Origin of the sequence: Actinotalea sp. JY-7885 (assembly GCF_014525465.1) — a bacterium.
GTDB lineage: Bacteria > Actinomycetota > Actinomycetes > Actinomycetales > Cellulomonadaceae > Actinotalea.
Genome location: NZ_JACEXH010000068.1, coordinates 1 through 16,674, shown reverse-complemented (window position 1 = coordinate 16,674; position 16,674 = coordinate 1). Strand labels below are relative to the sequence as shown.

Annotated in this window: 15 protein-coding genes; 1 reads left to right on the top strand and 14 read right to left on the bottom strand. The window is 74.7% G+C overall.

Going from position 1 to position 16,674, the window contains the following annotated elements; all coding sequences use genetic code 11:
- Positions 1-73: 73 nt before the first annotated feature.
- The 4 genes from IDM29_RS08290 to IDM29_RS08275 are packed head-to-tail and all read right to left on the bottom strand — an operon-like array spanning position 74 to position 5,801.
- Positions 74-1,642 carry an anthranilate synthase component I gene (locus tag IDM29_RS08290; RefSeq protein WP_182113768.1) on the bottom strand — a complete coding sequence of 523 codons (1,569 nt, stop codon included), beginning with the start codon at positions 1,640-1,642 and terminating at the stop codon, positions 74-76.
- On the bottom strand, positions 1,639-2,037 hold the full coding sequence (gene hisI / locus IDM29_RS08285; protein WP_182113767.1) for a phosphoribosyl-AMP cyclohydrolase: 399 nt from the start codon (positions 2,035-2,037) through the stop codon (positions 1,639-1,641). Before hisI ends, IDM29_RS08290 begins: the two co-directional genes overlap by 4 nt.
- A 51-nt stretch (positions 2,038-2,088) precedes the next feature.
- Entirely contained in the window at positions 2,089-3,915 is a 1,827-nt protein-coding gene (locus IDM29_RS08280; protein ID WP_182113766.1) for an ABC transporter ATP-binding protein, read from the bottom strand.
- Positions 3,912-5,801 (bottom strand): ABC transporter ATP-binding protein, encoded by a 1,890-nt coding sequence (locus tag IDM29_RS08275; protein WP_255491884.1) that lies wholly within the window; start codon positions 5,799-5,801, stop codon positions 3,912-3,914. The genes IDM29_RS08280 and IDM29_RS08275 overlap by 4 nt, the downstream gene beginning before the upstream one ends.
- A gap of 149 nt (positions 5,802-5,950) precedes the next feature.
- On the opposite strand from IDM29_RS08275, the gene IDM29_RS08270 reads away from it, so the two are divergent.
- Positions 5,951-6,595 (top strand): TIGR03085 family metal-binding protein, encoded by a 645-nt coding sequence (locus IDM29_RS08270; protein WP_182113764.1) that lies wholly within the window; start codon positions 5,951-5,953, stop codon positions 6,593-6,595.
- A 10-nt stretch (positions 6,596-6,605) separates the two neighbouring features.
- Here IDM29_RS08270 and hisF read toward each other — a convergent pair whose 3' ends face one another.
- The 10 genes from hisF to IDM29_RS08220 all read right to left on the bottom strand — a co-directional run bounded on the left by hisF (position 6,606) and on the right by IDM29_RS08220 (position 16,445).
- A complete protein-coding gene (hisF, locus tag IDM29_RS08265) occupies positions 6,606-7,376 on the bottom strand; it encodes an imidazole glycerol phosphate synthase subunit HisF (RefSeq protein WP_182113763.1) in 771 nt (256 codons plus the stop codon).
- Between the two features lie 2 nt (positions 7,377-7,378).
- Positions 7,379-8,260, bottom strand: a complete 882-nt coding sequence (locus tag IDM29_RS08260; RefSeq protein ID WP_255491850.1) for an FKBP-type peptidyl-prolyl cis-trans isomerase — start codon at positions 8,258-8,260, stop codon at positions 7,379-7,381.
- Between the two features lie 86 nt (positions 8,261-8,346).
- Positions 8,347-8,646: a hypothetical protein gene (locus tag IDM29_RS08255; RefSeq protein WP_182113762.1), complete on the bottom strand. Its 300-nt coding sequence runs from the start codon at positions 8,644-8,646 to the stop codon at positions 8,347-8,349.
- A gap of 84 nt (positions 8,647-8,730) precedes the next feature.
- Entirely contained in the window at positions 8,731-10,092 is a 1,362-nt protein-coding gene (gene pafA, locus IDM29_RS08250) for a Pup--protein ligase (RefSeq protein ID WP_182113761.1), read from the bottom strand.
- Position 10,093: 1 nt separating this feature from the next.
- Positions 10,094-10,855, bottom strand: a complete 762-nt coding sequence (gene prcA, locus IDM29_RS08245) for a proteasome subunit alpha (protein WP_182113760.1) — start codon at positions 10,853-10,855, stop codon at positions 10,094-10,096.
- The gene (gene prcB / locus IDM29_RS08240; RefSeq protein WP_182113759.1) at positions 10,852-11,676 is read right to left on the bottom strand and encodes a proteasome subunit beta; all 825 of its coding nucleotides are present in this window, start codon (positions 11,674-11,676) and stop codon (positions 10,852-10,854) included. Before prcB ends, prcA begins: the two co-directional genes overlap by 4 nt.
- A gap of 6 nt (positions 11,677-11,682) precedes the next feature.
- Entirely contained in the window at positions 11,683-11,874 is a 192-nt protein-coding gene (locus tag IDM29_RS08235) for a ubiquitin-like protein Pup (protein WP_182113758.1), read from the bottom strand.
- 144 nt (positions 11,875-12,018) lie between these two features.
- Positions 12,019-13,608, bottom strand: a complete 1,590-nt coding sequence (dop, locus tag IDM29_RS08230) for a depupylase/deamidase Dop (protein WP_223148107.1) — start codon at positions 13,606-13,608, stop codon at positions 12,019-12,021.
- 73 nt (positions 13,609-13,681) lie between these two features.
- On the bottom strand, positions 13,682-15,331 hold the full coding sequence (gene arc, locus IDM29_RS08225) for a proteasome ATPase (RefSeq protein WP_182113757.1): 1,650 nt from the start codon (positions 15,329-15,331) through the stop codon (positions 13,682-13,684).
- Positions 15,332-15,440: 109 nt separating this feature from the next.
- Positions 15,441-16,445 (bottom strand): tRNA (adenine-N1)-methyltransferase, encoded by a 1,005-nt coding sequence (locus tag IDM29_RS08220; protein WP_182114135.1) that lies wholly within the window; start codon positions 16,443-16,445, stop codon positions 15,441-15,443.
- Positions 16,446-16,674 lie beyond the last annotated feature (229 nt).

The window sequence follows — 16,674 nt, the reverse complement described above, 5'->3', positions numbered from 1 at the left end:
CCGGAGCGCGGCCGCGCCGCGCGGTTCTCGTCCGGCGCGGGTCCGCCGGCCTGGTCCCGCGGCACCGCGTCCGTCATCGGGCGGCGCGCAGGCGTGCGGCGAGCTGGACCGCGCGGACCGCGGCGGCGGCCTTGTTGCGCGACTCGGCGTACTCGAGCTCCTCCACCGAGTCCGCGACGATCCCGCCCCCGGCCTGGACGCTCGCGCGCCCGTCGCGGATGAGCGCGGTGCGGATCGCGATCGCCATGTCCATGTTGCCCGCGAAGTCGAAGTACCCGACCGTGCCCCCGTAGATGCCGCGCCGGGCCGGCTCCAGCTCGTCGATCAGGGCGATCGCCCGGGGCTTGGGCGCCCCCGACAGCGTGCCGGCGGGGAACGTGGCCGTGAGCGTCTGCAGCGCGGTGGCGCCCGCGCGCAGCGTCCCGACCACCGTCGAGCAGATGTGCATGATGTGGCTGAACCGGCGCACGGCCATGAGCTCGACCACCTCGACGCTCGTCGGCTCGCAGACCTTGACGAGGTCGTTGCGCGAGAGGTCGACGAGCATGATGTGCTCGGCGCGCTCCTTGGGGTCGGCGAGCAGCTCCTCACCCAGCTCGGCGTCCTGCGCCGGCGTGGCGCCGCGCGGCCGCGAGCCGGCGATGGGGAACGTCACGACCTGGCGGTCGGTCACCTTGACCAGCGTCTCCGGGCTCGAGCCCACCACGGCGAACTCGCGTCCCGCGGCGTCCTGCAGCGCGAAGCAGTACATGTACGGGCTCGGGTTGATGGTCCGCAGCACGCGGTACACGTCCAGCGGGTCCGCCGGGCAGTCGAGGTCCAGCCGCTGCGAGATGACGACCTGGAACACCTCGCCCTCGCGGATCGCCTCCTTGCCGGCGCGCACCGCCTCGGTGAACTCGTGCCGCGGGCTGCGGAACTCGAGCTCGGGCTCGGGGACGTCGTCCGCGAGCACGGCGGGTGCGGCGGGAAGCGCCGTCGCGAGGCCGGCCTGCATCCGGTCGAGGCGCGCGACGGCGTCGGCATGGGCCTCGTCGACGCGCGCGTCCGTGTCGTCGAAGTTGATGGCGTTCGCCACCAGCCACACCGAGCCGTCGACGTGGTCGACCACGGCAAGGTCGGTCGCGAGGCACAGCGTGAGCTCCGGGACGTCGAGCTCCTCGGGGGCCTTGGCCGGCAGCGTCGGCTCCCAGTGCCGGACCACGTCCCAGCCGAGCGCACCCACGAGGCCGCCGGTCAGCGGCGGCAGCCCGGGCACGGCGGGCGTGCGCAGCACCTCGAGGGTCTCGGCGAGGACGTCGAGCACGTCACCCTCGCGCGGCACACCCACCGGCACGTCACCGAGCCAGGCGGCGCGGCCGTCCGTGACGGTGAGGGTCGCGCGCGACGCCACGCCGACGAAGGACCAGCGCGACCAGGTGCCGTCGACCTCGGCGGACTCGAGGATGAAGGTCCCCGGACGCCCGCCGGCGAGGGTGCGGTACAGGCCCACCGGGGTCACCTCGTCGGCGAGGAGGCGGCGCACGACCGGGATGACGCGCCGGTCGCGGGCGAGCTCCCGGAACGTCGGCAGGGCCGGCCAGGTCGCGCCCCAGGTCAGCTCCGCGACCTCGCGCGCCTGCTGGTCGAGCGCGGCGCTCACACCTCACCCCGCGGTGCCGCGGCGCCGGACCCGACGACCGCACCGAGGTCGCCCCCGGCCTCGAAGCACGTGCGCGTGCCGGTGTGGCACGCGGCGCCCACCTGGTCCACCCGCACGAGCACCGCGTCGCCGTCGCAGTCGAGCGCGACGGAACGCACGTGCTGGACGTGGCCGGAGGTGTCGCCCTTGCGCCAGTACTCCTGGCGCGAGCGGCTCCAGAAGGTCACGCGTCCGCTGGTCAGGGTGCGGTGCAGGGCCTCGTCGTCCATCCAGCCGACCATGAGCACCTCACGCGTGTCGTGCTGCTGGACGACGGCGCACACGAGGCCGGCGTCGTCCCGCCGCAGACGTGCGGCGAGGGCGGGGTCGAGGGGGGAGGCAGGAAGGTCGGGCACCAGCCGATCCTGCCACGGGCGCGGGGCACCGCGTCGTCGCGTCCGGACGGGTCAGCGCGTCTGCGCGAGCCAGGCCGCGTGCATCGCGGCGTAGGGGCCGTCCTGCCGGACCAGCTCCTCGTGGGGGCCGACCTGGACCACCCGTCCCGCCTCGACCACCACGACCAGGTCGGCCGCCTCCGCGGTGGAGAGCCGGTGGGCGATCGTCAGCGTGCTGCGCCCGGCCGTGAGCTGGTCGAGCGCGCGCGCGATCCGCACCTCGGTCGCCGGGTCGACGGCCGAGGTCGCCTCGTCCAGCACGAGGAAGTCCGCCGCCGCGAGGTGGGCGCGGGCGAGGGCGACGAGCTGGCGCTCCCCCGCCGACATGCGCTCGCCGCGCTGGCCGACGTCGGTGTGCAGGCCGTCCGGGAGGTCGGCGAGCCAGTCCGCCAGGCCGAGGTCCTCGAACGCGCGCGTGACGGCGGCCTCGCGGTCCGGGAGGTCGTCCTCGCGCGCGCCGTAGGCGACGTTGTCGGCCACCGTCCCCTCGAACAGGAACCCCTCCTGCGGCACGAGCACCACGCGCCGGCGCAGGTGGTCGAGCGGGAGCTCGCGCAGGTCGACGCCGTCGAGCAGGACGGCGCCCTGCGCCGGGTCCACCAGGCGCGTGACCAGCTTCGCGAGGGTCGTCTTGCCCGACCCGGTTGCGCCGACCACGGCGACCTTCGCCGTCGCGGGCAGGACCAGGTCCACGTCGCGCAGCACGGGCGGGCCGTCCGGGTAGGCGAACGAGACGCCGCGCAGCTCCACGCCGGCGGCCCCGCGCGGCGTCGTGCGGCCACCGTCGGCCGGGTCGGCGACCTCGACCTCGGTGTCGATGACGCCGAGGACGCGCCGCCAGCCCGCCAGCGCGTTCTGGAGCTCGTTGAGGATCTCGGTCGCCATCTGGACCGGGCCCGTGAAGAGCTGGACGAGGAAGAGGAAGGCGAGCAGCCGCCCGACGGTGATCTCGCCCGCGACGCCGAGGAAGGTGCCCACGACGACGACGGCCGCGAGCACGGCGTTGGCGACGAACGAGCCGCTCGAGAACACGAGCGCGACCCGCACCTGCGCGCGGACCATCGCCTCGCGCGTCCGGCTCACCGCCGCGTCGATGCGCCGCTGCGTCCGCGGGGCCACGCCGTAGGCGCGGATCGTCTCGGCGCCCACGACCGCCTCGGAGATCGCGCCGAGCATGGCGCCCATGCGCTCGCGCACGAGCCCGTACGCGGCGCTCACGCGCTTCTGGGCGGGGCGCAGCACGAGGAAGAGCGGCACGAAGCACAGCCACACGACGATCGTCAGCTGCCAGGAGTAGACGAGCATGAGCGCCGTCGCCACGAGGATCTGCAGCACGGACACGAGGAGCTGGATCCCGCCCCACTGCACGAACAGCGAGATCGTGTCGACGTCGGAGGTCACGCGGGAGACGAGGCTGCCGCGGCGCTCGGTCCCCTGCGTGAGGGCCGACAGGTCGTGCACGTGGCGGAAGGCCCGCACGCGCAGCGTCGCCAGGCCGGCCTCGCTGCTGCGGAAGAGCCGGACGTTCACGAGCGCCGAGCAGACCCCCGCCAGGACGAGGGCGAGGGCGGCCAGCCCGACGAGCTCCACCACGCGACCGGTCTCCGGGCCGCCCGGGGCGAGGATCGCGGTGTCCATCGTCTGCTGCACCGTGACGGGTACGACGATGCGACCGGCAGCCGCCGCCACCGCCAGCAGCACCGTGAGCCACAGGCCCTGCACGATCTGGGGCGAGATCTCCAGGCCGCGGCGCAGCGTGGCCATCGGCCCGAGGCTGCTCGTGCGCGCGAGGCGCACCCCGGCGCGCCCGCGCCCGTCCGGCGCCGTCGTCGTGCTCATCGCCCGCTCCTCCGGCCCGTGACGCGGCGGCCCTCGACCGCGTCCTCGTCGGGGCCCTCGACCGCGTCCTCGTCACCGGGCGCCGCCGCCCGGGCCGCGGTGCGGCGCTCCGACTCCTGCAGGTACGCGGTCGCCAGCTCCCGGTAGCCCGGGTCGCGCGCGAGCAGCTCCTCGTGCGTGCCGCGGTCGGCGATGCGGCCGCCCTCGAGGTGGACGACCTCGTCGGCGAGCAGCACCGACGACATCCGGTAGGCGACCATGAGCACGGTCGGCCCGGCGCCGGCACCGGCCTCCGCGGAGCGCCGCAGGCCCGTGAGGATCTCCTGCTCGACGCGCGGGTCCACCGCCGAGGTCGCGTCGTCGAGGACCAGGAGCCGCGGGCGCCGGACCAGCGCGCGGGCGATGACCAGGCGCTGACGCTGCCCGCCCGAGAGGTTCGCGCCGCGCTCGCCGAGCGGCGCGTCGAGCCCGCCGGGCAGCGCACGGACGACGCCGTCGACGCGCGCGAGGCGCAGCGCCTCCCAGACCGCGTCGTCTCCGGGGGCGCCCGGGTCCCCGTCGTCGGCCAGCGTGACGTTCGACCGGACGCTGTCCTCGAACACGAACGCGTGCTGCGGCACGAGCGCCACCTGGCGCGCGAGGTCGTCCGGTGCGACGTCGCGCAGGTCCACGCCGTCGAGCTCGACCGTGCCCTCGTCCGGGTCCCGCAGCCGCGCGAGCAGCGACACGAGCGTGGTCTTGCCCGCGCCCGTCACGCCCACGAGCGCGACGGTGCGCCCGGGTGGGAGGTCCAGGTCCACGTCGTGCAGCAGCGGCTGCGTGGCGCTGTCCCCGCTGACGCGCACGCCGACCCCGCGCAGGCGGACGGCCGCGCCCCGGGCGACCGGCTCGAGCGGCGTCGTGCCCACCGACAGCGCGCCCGGCGCGTCCAGGACGCGGGCGATGCGGTCGTAGCCGACCAGGCCGCGCGGCAGCTCCCCCAGCACCCAGCCGAACGCGCGCACGGGGACGGCCATGATGGTCAGCAGGTAGGCCGCCGAGACGACGTCTCCCGTGCCGACCGCGCCGGCGGCGACGCGGTAGGTCCCCACGAGCAGCACCAGGAGCGTCCCGAGGCTCGGGAGCAGCTCGATCACCGGGTCGAAGACGGCCCGGATCCGGCCCACGCGCACGTTGGCCCGCCGCAGCTCGTCGGTGCGCTGCGCGAACCGACGCTCCTCACGGTCCTCGGTGCCGAGGGACTTGACCAGCAGCGCCGCCTCGAAGCTCTCGTGCGCGACGTCGGCAACCTCGGCCCGCAGCTGCTGCGCGCGCGTCGCGGCCGGCGACATGCGCCGCTGGAAGACCACGTTCGCCACGACGGCCAGCGGGAGGATGCCGAGCGCGGTCAGGGCGAGCCACACATCGGTGCTCAGCAGGGCGACGGCCGCGACGCCGATCATCACGACGACGCCGAGCGCGAAGGGCAGCGGGTTGAACACGCCGGTCGCCGCCTCGACGTCGGAGCTCGCGTTCGACAGCAGCTGGCCCGTGGGGTGCGCGCGGTGCCAGGACATCGGCAGGCGCAGGTACTGCCGGGTGACGGCACGGCGGTGCTCCGCCTGGATGTCGGCGTAGCCGATGCCGGCGAAGATCCGCCGCCCGGCGACGGCCGTCGCGAGCCCGAGCGCGACGCCGACGAGCACGAGCCCGGCGAGCCAGATCTGCCCGCGCGCCGCGTCGTCGCCCTCGAGCGCGGGCACGACGACACGGTCCGTCACCGTCCCGAGCGCCTCGCTGACGCCCACCATCGCCGCGCCGAACACCGCTGACGTGACGATCGCGAGCACGTACGTGCGCGGCTGGCTCGCCAGGCCGCGCCCGATGAGCTGCAGCGACCGCCGCACGGGGCCGCCCGTGAGGGCGGCACGACGCGTGCGGGTGCCGGGTCCGGCAGGCGGACCACCGGGCGTGAATCGATTCGAGCCCACGGGGGCACAGTCCTTCCCGGCAGTCGTCAGGGGGTGGGCCCATCCTAGGCATGCGACCATCGGCCATGCCCTGGCACACCGTCGAACGTTCCGCCCTGGTCGACGCCCTCCGCGAGGCGGGTCCGCGGCAGCCGACCCTCTGCGAGGGCTGGCTGACCGAGCACCTCGCGGCGCACGTCGCGCTACGCGAGTCGTCGCTCGTCGCCGCCGGCGCCGTGGTGCCCCCGCTGGCCGAGCGTGCCGAGGCCGCGATCCGCGCGCTCGGCGACCGGTCCTCGTCGCCCGCGAACTACGCGGCGCTGGTCGACCGCGTCGCCGGCGGCCCGCCCCGGCACCACCCGATGCGGCTCGCCGGCGACCCGGTCAACCTGCTCGAGCTCTTCGTGCACACCGAGGACGTCCGCCGCGGCACCACCGGGCGGGCCACGCCGCCCCGCGCGCGCACCGACGCGCACGCGGAGGCCCTCTGGCGCCAGCTGCGCCTCATGGCCCGGCTCGCGTACGGGCGGGCAGGCGTCGGCGTCGTGCTCTCGACGCCGCAGGGCGACGCACGCGTCGCCAGGACCACGCCCCGCGGCGACGTCACGATCCGCGGCGCCCTGGACGACGTCGTCCTGCACGCCTTCGGCCGGCGCTCCGCGGCCGACGTCGAGCTGACGGGCGACCCGGACGCCGTGGCGGCCGTGAGCGGCGCGGCCGCCCGGCCCTGAGCGGGCGTGCTCAGCGGACCGCGACGCCCGCCCGGCGCAGCTCGTCCTTGACCTGACCGATCGTCAGCGCGCCGAAGTGGAACACGCTCGCGGCGAGCAGCGCGTCGGCGCCCGCCCGCGCGGCGGCCACGAAGTGCTCCGGCGTCCCGGCGCCCCCGCTGGCGATGAGCGGCACGGCGACCTTCGAGCGCACGTCGGCGAACATCTCCAGGTCGAAGCCCGCGACGGTGCCGTCCGCGTCCATCGAGTTGAGGAGCACCTCCCCGGCGCCCAGCTCGACCGCGCGGACGGCCCACTCGACGGCGTCGATGCCGGTGCCCCGCCGCCCGCCGTGCGTGGTGACCTCGTAGCCGGACGGCGTCGGCGGACCGTCGACCACCCGCCGCGCGTCGACCGACAGCACGAGCACCTGGCTCCCGAACCGGCCGGCGATCTCGGAGATCAGCTCCGGGCGTGCGATCGCCGCCGTGTTGACCCCGACCTTGTCGGCGCCCGCACGCAGCAGCCGGTCGACGTCGTCGGTCGAGCGGACGCCGCCGCCGACGGTCAGCGGGACGAAGACCTCGGACGCGGTGCGCCGGACGACGTCGTACGTCGTCTCGCGGTCGCCGGACGACGCCGACACGTCGAGGAAGGTGATCTCGTCCGCGCCCTCGGCGTCGTAGCGCCGGGCCAGCTCGACGGGGTCGCCCGCGTCACGCAGGTCGGCGAAGTTGACGCCCTTGACGACGCGGCCGGCGTCGACGTCGAGGCACGGGATGACGCGCACGGCGGGAGCCATGGTCAGCTTCCTGTCGGGCCGCCGCGGGCGGCGAGGATGTCGACGACGAAGACCAGCGTCTCCTCGGCGAGCTCGTGGTCCGAGCCGCCGTACCCGAGCGCCGGCGGCACCACGATGAGGACCTGGCTGCCGACGGTCTGCTCGACCAGGGCCTCGTCCCAGCCCTCGACGACGGAGCCGACACCGATGGGGAAGGACGCCGGCAGCTCGCCGGGACCCCAGCTCGAGTCGAACACCTCGCCCGTCGACCACCGCACGCCCGTGTACTGGACCGTGATGACCTGGCCCGGCTCGACCTGCGGCCCGTGCCCCCGCACGAGCGGCTGCACCACGAGCTCGAGCGGCGGGTCGGCCGCGGGCACCGTGATCGTCGGCTCGCCGTGCTCACCGAGGGTCACCGTGGGCAGGCCCTCCCGCGGCTCGACCGGGTCGCCCGAGGCACGCGTGGGCAGCAGGTCGAAGACCGCCACCGTCGCGCTCGACTGACCGTCCTCCGGCGGCACGACGTGCAGCACCCGGGTCCCGACGTGCTGGCCCCGGAGCGCCTCGTAGATGTCCACGCCCAGCGCCTCGGCCGTCAGCGCGAAGGCCTTGGGCTCGCCGCTGAAGGTCTCCCCGACGACCGTGCCGTCGCTGCCGGCCTCCGCGTAGTAGTCGACGAGCACGGGCTGGCCGTCGACGACCTCGGGCCCGGTGCCCTCCCAGACGACCTCGACGACCGGCTCGGTCACGGACAGCGGCATCTCGTAGGCGAGGTCGGGCACCGCGCCCGACTCACCCGTGACCGTGACCTGCGGTGCCGGCACCTCGTCCGGGCCGCACCCGGCGAGCGCGGCGACCGCGACGGCGGTCGCGACCGCACCGGCCAGCAGACGTCGACGCACAGCGCTCCTCCCAGGTCCGCGGGCGCTCGCCCACGGCGGACCACTGTAACGGCCGCGGCCGGGACGACCGGCCGCCGCACGAGGGCTCAGCCGGCGCCCCGCGAGTAACGCGTCACCGCGTCCAGGACGGCGTCGGGCCCGGGCTGGGAGGGGACGCCGGGTACGCACCAGGAGTCGGACCCCACGCGGCGCCACTCGTGGTCGGGCGCGACCTCCCGGGTGATCGTCAGGGCACGCTGCGGGCCGGCGGCCCGGATCTTCTCGTAGAGCTCCGGCGAGACGCCGCGGTACTCGTAGGTGGCCCAGCGGGGCGCGCTCGGCGCACGGAAGCGGGCGGTGAGGACGGTGGTGCTGCGGTCGTAGGTGAGGGAGTCGACGAGGATCACCCCTCCAGCATGCGGTCGTCCGCACACCGGATCATGGGACCTCCTGCCTGGTCGTGGGACCTCTGGCCGCCCGCGACCCGTCGCTCAGAGGGACTCGAGCAGCCGGTCCACCCGCTCGTCGACGCTGCGGAACGGGTCCTTGCACAGCACGGTGCGCTGCGCCTGGTCGTTGAGCTTGAGGTGGACCCAGTCCACCGTGTAGTCGCGGCGGGCCTCCTGCGCGCGGCGCACGAAGTCGCCGCGGAGCTTGGCGCGGGTCGTCTGGGGCGGCACGGCCGTCGCCTCGAAGACGTCCAGGTCGGTCACGACGCGCTCGACCAGACCCCGCGCCGCCAGGAGGTTGTACAGGCCGTGCGTGCGAGAGATGTCGTGGTACGCGAGGTCGAGGCGCGCGATGCGCGGGTCGTCGAGGCTGAGCCCGTGCTTGGCCTGGTAGCGCTCGATGAGCCGCAGCTTGATGACCCAGTCGAGCTCGCGGTCGACCAGGGACAGGTCCCCCGAGCGCAGCGCGTGCAGCCCGCGCTCCCACAGCTCGAGGGTCTGCTTGATCACCGGCGTGAGCTCGACGCCGTCGGCCACGTGGTCCTGCACGCGCGCGAGGAACTCCTCCTGGATCTCCACGGCCGAGGCCGTGCGGCCGTTGGCGAGCTGGACCGGCTTGGTGCCCGTCACGTCGTGACTGATCTCACGGATCGCGCGCATGGGGTTCTCGAGCGCGATCTCGCGCATCGGCAGGCCTGCCTCGACCAGCCGCAGGACGAGGTCGGTCGCGGCGACCTTGAGCAGCGTGGTCGGCTCGGCCATCGAGGAGTCGCCGACGATGACGTGCAGGCGGCGGTAGGCCTCCGCGTCGGCGTGCGGCTCGTCGCGCGTGTTGATGATCGGGCGCGACCGCGTCGTCGCGCTCGAGACCGACTCCCAGATGTGGTCCGCGCGCTGGGAGAGCGTGTACTGCGCGCCGCGCGCGGTCGGCAGCACCTTGCCCGCCCCCGTGAGGACCTGGCGCGTGATGAGGAACGGCACGAGCACGTCCGCCAGGCGGCCGAAGTCGCCCTGGCGGCGCACGAGGTAGTTCTCGTGGCACCCGTAGGAGTTGCCGGCCGAGTCGGTGTTGTTCTTGAACAGGTGGATGGTGCCCGGCACGCCCTCGTGGACGAGCCGCTGCTGCGCGTCGGCGACCAGCCCTTCGAGGATCCGCTCACCACCCCGGTCGTGCGCGACGAGCTGGCGGACGTCGTCGCACTCCGCCGTCGCGTACTCCGGGTGCGAGCCGACGTCGAGGTACAGGCGCGAGCCGTTGCGCAGGAAGACGTTGGACGAGCGCCCCCACGCCACGACCTTGCGGAAGAGGTACCGCGCGACCTCGTCCGCCGACAGCCCTCGGCCCTGGTCCACCGCGCACGTGACGCCGTACTCGGTCTCCAGGCCGAAGATCCGCCGGTCCATGTCAGGCCGGCCCGTCCGGGCCCGGCGCCGGCCGGTCGGCCTCAGGGTCCATCGGGTCCGGGCCCGGCCGCTCGCGTGCCAGCAGGCCCGCGAGCAGCGGCGCCGGCAGGCGCCGGAAGGCGCGCCGGGCACGCGTGCGGTCGAGCACCGCGACCTCGAGCTGCTGCGCCTCCAGCGTGCGGGGCTCCCCCTCGGGCACCGTCCCGAGCACCTGGACCGCGAGCTGCACGACGGCCGCCAGGTCCAGCGCGGGGCGCCACCCGGCCGCCAGCACGTGGCCGAGCTGCTCGGCCTGGCCGCCCATGACGACGTACCCGTGCTCGTCCGCGACGGACCCGTCGTAGCTGAGGCGGTAGATCTGGTCCTCGTCGGCGGTGACCCCGACCTCGGCCACGCACAGCTCCACCTCGAGCGGCTTGGACTCGGTGGTGAACACCGTGCCCAGCGTCTGCGCGTACGCGTTGGCCAGGCCGCGCGCGTTGACGTCCGTGCGGTCGTAGGAGTAGCCGCGCAGGTCGGCGTAGCGGACGCCGGCGACGCGCAGGTTCTCGAACTCGTTGTACTTGCCCACCGCGGCGAACGCGATGCGGTCGTAGATCTCGGAGATCTTGTGCAGGGCACGGGACGGGTTCTCGGTCGCGAACGCGATCCCGTCGTCGTACTGGAGCACGACGACGGAGCGGCCCCGCGCGATGCCCTTGCGCGCGTAGTCCGCGCGGTCGCGCATCAGCTGCTCGGGCGAGACGTAGAACGGCATGCTCATCGGACGTCTCCCCCGCGCGCGCGACGCACGCCCTCGATCTCGGTGACGACGTCGGCCAGCGCGGCATCGTCGACCCGCAGGTAGCCCGACGCCGTGACGACGGCGACGACGGGCCAGATGCGACGGGTCGCGTCCGGACCACCGGTCGCGGAGTCGTCGTCGGCCGCGTCCACGAGCGCGTTCACCGCGGTCCGCACGGCGTCCCCGGCGCTCATGCCGGGCGACCACAGCTTCTTCAGCGAGCCGCGCGCGAACGTCGAGCCCGAGCCCACCGCGTGGAACTCCGTCTCCTCGTAGCGCCCGCCCGTGACGTCGTAGGAGAAGATCCGCCCGACCTCCCGCTGCAGGTCGTAGCCGCCGAAGAGCGGCACGACGGCCAGGCCCTGCATCGCCAGACCCAGGCTGCCCCGCACCATCGTGGCCAGCCGGTTCGCCTTGCCGTCCAGCGAGAGCAGCGCGCCCTCGATCTTCTCGTAGTGCTCGAGCTCGAGCTGGAAGAGCCGGACCAGCTCGAGCGCGAGGCCCGCGGTGCCGGCGATGCCGATGGCGGAGAACTCGTCGGCGGGGAAGACCTTCTCGATCTGCCGGCTCGCGATCATGGACCCCGCGGTGGCGCGGCGGTCCCCCGCCATGACCACGCCGCCGTCGAAGGTCAGCGCGACGATCGTCGTGCCGTGGGGCGCGGACGGCGCCTCGCCGGGCGGGAGCGTGCGGCCGGTCGGCAGCAGCGAGGGGTCGTGCGCCGCGAGGAAGTCGAGGAAGGAGGACGTGCCGGGCGTGGTGAAGGACCGCGGGAGACGGCCGTCGAGGTCATGGGTCATCGAGGCTCACTGACCGCCCTTCTGCACGAACCCGCGCACGAAGGACTCGGCGTTCGACTCCAGCACCTCGTCGATCTCCTCGAGGAGCGCGTCGACCTCGGTGTCGCGCGTCTGGGCGGCGGGGGCCGCGACCGGCTCCGGGGCATCGGCCGGATCCTCGTCGTGGCGCTCGTGGCGTCGCTGGTCCTGACCGGCCATGGTGACCTCCCGGTGCCTGGCTGCGTGGTGGTGCGGTCCGCGCGGGTCACCGCGCTGCTTCGATCCTAGGTGCCCACGGTGCGCCGCGGGCGGGGCGGTGCGTGCGTGTTCGGCAGCGGCCGCGCGGGCACGTCCCTCGGGCGGTCAGCGGCCGCCGAGGCGGTCGACGAGCTCCGCGGCGTCCGCGCAGGTGTCGAGCAGCTCGCCCACGTGGGCGGCCGTGCCCCGCCACGGGTCGAGCAGCGGGATCCGGCGCAGGCTCGGCAGCGTCGGGACGTCGAGCACCACCGAGTCCCACGAGGCGGCCCGGACCTGCGCGCCGAAGCGCCGCACGACCGTGCCGCGGAAGTACGCGCGCGTGTCCGCCGGCGGCTCGGTGACGGCCCGCGCGACGTCGTCGTCGGTGACGAGGCGCTCGACCGCGCCCGACGCGAGCAGGCGGTGGTACAGGCCGCGCTCGGGCCGCACGTCGGACCACTGGATGTCCATCGCCGCGAGGCGCGGGTTGTCCCACGCGAGCCGGTCGCGCGAGCGCATCGCCTCCAGCAGCCGGAGCTTGGCCACCCACTCGACCTCGCGGGCGCACGTCATGGGGTCCTGGCCCAGGCGCTCGAGCACCGAGGCCCAGCGCGCCAGGACGTCGGCCGTGGCCGGGTCGAGGTCCGGGCCCACCGCCTCGCGCAGCGCGGCGAGGTACTCGCCCTGGATCTCGAGCGCGGTCATCCGGCGCCCGTCGGCCAGGTCGAGCGGCCGCCGCAGCGTCAGGTCCCGGCTCACCTCGCGCACGGCGCGCACGGGGTCGGCCAGGCGCAGGCCGAGGAGGCGCTCGACCAGCGCGCCGTGCTCGCCCGCGTGCTCGGCGAGCCACAGCACGAGCGACGTCGTGCCGAGCCGCAGGTAGGTGGCCACCTCCAGCAGGGTCGCGTCGCCGAGGATGAGGTGCAGCCGGCGCCAGCGCGTCCGGTCGGCGTGCGGCTCGTCGCGCGTGTTGACGATGGGGCGGCGCAGCGTGGTCTCCAGGCCCACCTCGGCCTCGATGTAGTCGGCCCGCTGGGAGAGCTGGAACCCCGCGCCCTGGCCGGCCTGGCCCAGGCCCACGCGCCCGGCACCCGCGTGCACCTGGCGGGTCACGAGGAAGGGCGTCAGGAGCGCGACGAGGTCCTCGAACGGCACGGCGCGGTCGACGAGGTAGTTCTCGTGCGTGCCGTAGGACGCGCCCTTGCCGTCGACGTTGTTCTTGTACAGCACGACGTCGGGCATCGCCGGGTTGGCGATGAGCAGCCGCACCGCGCGCAGCGCGACCTGCTCCCCCGCCTTGTCCCAGCGCACCGCGTCGAGCGGGGTGGTGACCTCGGGCGAGGAGTACTCGGGGTGCGCGTGGTCGACGTAGAGGCGCGCGCCGTTGGTCAGGATCGTCGTCGCGGCGCCGGGGTCCTCGTACTCCTCGACCGTGGGACGGTCCACCGCGTCGGCGTCGAGCCCGCCGTCCGCCCTCGGCCCTGGGGGCGCCGGCCGCTGCGGGTCGTCGGTCAGCAGCGACGGGTCCGCCGCGGAGCGCTCGAGCCGGAACCCGCGCGCGTCGGCCAGGGGGTCCTCGTCGGCGTAGTCCCACCGGGCCCGTGGCCCGTGCCCGACGGACGCCGCGTACGCCGCCACGACGTGGCTGGACAGCAGCATCGGGTTGGCCTGCGGCCGGCCCGGCTGCACGATGCCGTACTCGGTCTCGATCCCCATCACCCGGCGCACGGTCACGCCCGTCAGGCTATCGGGGCGGCCCGGGGCGCGGGGCCGGCTCAGAGGTGCCGGCTCAGAGGTACTGGCCGGTGGGCGTGAGGGTCTCGATCGTCCGGCCGCTCTCCTTGCCGGTCTTGCCCTGGACGATCGTGCGGATGAAGACGATGCGCTCGCCCTTCTTGCCGGAGATGCGGGCCCAGTCGTCCGGGTTGGTGGTGTTCGGCAGGTCCTCGTTCTCCTTGAACTCGTCGACGCACGCCGCCAGCAGGTGCTCCACGCGGATGCCCCGCTGCCCGCTCGCGAGGAGGTCCTTGATCGCGGACTTCTTCGCGCGGTCGACGACGTTCTGGATCATCGCCCCGGAGCTGAAGTCCTTGAAGAACAGGACCTCCTTGTCCCCCGACGCGTAGGTGACCTCGAGGAACTGGTTCTCCGGGGTCTCCGCGTACATCCGCTCGACGACGGACTGGATCATCGCGTCCACCGCCGCTGCCGCGTCCCCGCCGTGCTCGGCGACGTCGTCGGCGTGCAGCGGCAGGTCCGGCGTGAGGTACTTCGCGAAGATCTCGCGCGCCGCCTCGGCGTCGGGCCGCTCGATCTTGATCTTCACGTCGAGGCGGCCGGGCCGCAGGATCGCCGGGTCGATCATGTCCTCGCGGTTCGAGGCGCCGATGACGATGACGTTGTCCAGGCGCTCGACGCCGTCGATCTCGCTCAGCAGCTGCGGCACGATCGTGGTCTCGACGTCGCTCGAGATGCCGGTGCCGCGCGTGCGGAACAGCGACTCCATCTCGTCGAAGAACACGACCACCGGGTTGCCCTGCGAGGCCTTCTCCCGCGCGCGGGCGAAGATCAGCCGGATGTGCCGCTCCGTCTCCCCCACGTACTTGTTGAGCAGCTCGGGGCCCTTGACGTTGAGGAAGTAGCTCGTGGCCGGCTCGCCGCCGGGCAGGGCACGACCGCGCGTCTGGGCCAGGGAGGCCGCGACGGCCTTGGCGATGAGCGTCTTGCCGCACCCGGGAGGTCCGTACAGGAGGACGCCCTTGGGGGGCCGCAGCCCGTGCTCGCGGAAGAGCTCGGGGTGCAGGAACGGGAGCTCGACGGCGTCGCGGATCTGCTCGATCTGGGGCCCGAGGCCGCCGATGTCCGCGTAGTCGATGTCCGGGACCTCCTCCAGGACGAGCTCCTCGACCTCCGACCGCGGGATCCGCTCGAAGACGAAGCCCGTCCGGGTCTCGACCGTCAGGGCGTCGCCGACCCGCACGTTCCCGGCCAGGAGCGGCCCGGCGAGGCGCACGACGCGCTCCTCGTCCGAGCGGCCGACGACGAGCGCCCGGTCCGCACCGAGCAGCTCCTTGACCGTGACGATCTCGCCGACGGCCTCGTAGCGCCCGGCCTCGACGACCGTGAGCGCCTCGTTGAGCTTGACCTCCTGGCCGGGGCGCAGGGCGCCCAGGTCGACGGTCGCCGCCGCCTGGACCTGCATCTTGCGGCCCGACGAGATGATCTCGACCGACCCGTCGTCGCGCGCCTCGAGGAACGTGGCGAACGTGGCGGGCGGCTTGCCGAGGTCCTCGAGCTGCTGCTGGAGCTCCACGATGCGGTCGCGCGACTGGCGCAGGGCGTCCGCGAGCCGCTCGTTCTTGGCCGCGAGCAGCGCCAGCTGGCGCGCGTCGGCGGGGTCGCTGGGCCGCGTGGGTGCGCGGTCGGGTCCGTCGGTCATGGTGGCCTCCGCCTGGTTCCGGCTCGCCGGTCGTCTCCGACCCTAGGCGGCCCGGGCGCGCGGGGGCAGGTGCGTCCGGCAGGTGTCGCTCAGGGCGAACACGCCCGTCTCACTGCTCGGGTGCCGCCCCGAGGTCGCGGCGCACGCGGCGGACCTTCTTGTCGGAGATCGCGCGCTCGCCCAGGTCCTCGGGCGTCCACTCCTCCTCCTGCGCCGAGTACCCCTTCGAGGGCCGACGGCGCCGGACGGGCGCCGCGATGCCGTCGGCCATCCGCCGCGTCGTGAGCAGGAAGCCGGTGTGGCCCACCATGCGGTGCTCGGGGCGGACCGCCAGGCCCTCGAGGTGCCAGCCGCGCACCATCGACTCCCACGCCTGCGGCTCGGTGAACCGGCCGTCGTCGCGCAGGTCCTCCGCGAGGCGCGACAGCTGGGTGGTGGTCGCGACGTACGCCACGAGCACCCCGCCGGGCGCGAGCGCGTCGGCGACCGCCACGAGGTTCTCCCAGGGGGCGAGCATGTCGAGCACGACGCGGTCGACCGTCCCCGCGGGCGCGACCTGCGGCAGCACGTCGCTGAGGTCCCCGACCTCGAGCGTCCACGCCGGGTGCGGTGCACCGAAGAAGCCCTCGACGTTGGCCCGCGCGATCGCCGCGAAGTCCTCGCGGCGCTCGATGGAGACCAGGCGGCCGCCGTCGGTCACGGCCCGCAGCAGCGACATCGTCAGGGCGCCGGATCCCACGCCGGCCTCGACGACGGTCGCGCCGGGGTAGATGTCCGCCATCGCGACGATCTGGCCCGCGTCCTTGGGGTAGACGACGGCGGCGCCGCGCGGCATCGACAGGACGTAGTCCGAGAGCAGCGGGCGCAGGGCGAGGTACTCGATGCCGCCGGTCGACGTGACCACCGACCCCTCGGGCGCGCCGATGAGCTCGTCGTGCCGGAAGTAGCCCTTGTGCGTGTGGAACGTCGCGTCGGGCGCCAGGGTGATGGTGTGCAGGCGCCCGCGCGGGTCGGTCAGCTGGACGCGGTCACCCACGCGGAACGGGCCCCGGCGGACGTCCGCGCCGGTCGGCCGGGCGACGGCACCGCGGGGCACGTCGGGCGTGTCGGCCACGGTCGGCCCGCTCGCGTCGGGGGTGGGGCTGGCGGCCGGTTCGGGTGACGTCACGGTGGACGAGTCTAGGCGGCGGCGTCGGGCCGTCCGGCTCGGCCCTGGCGCGGGCCGGGCCGCAGGGCGGCGACGACGTCCTGCGCCCGCAGCAGCCCGAGCACCTCCCCCGCCGCGTCCACCACGACCAGCACCGGGGAGACGCTCGCCCCGGCCGCCACGGCGCGCACGGCGT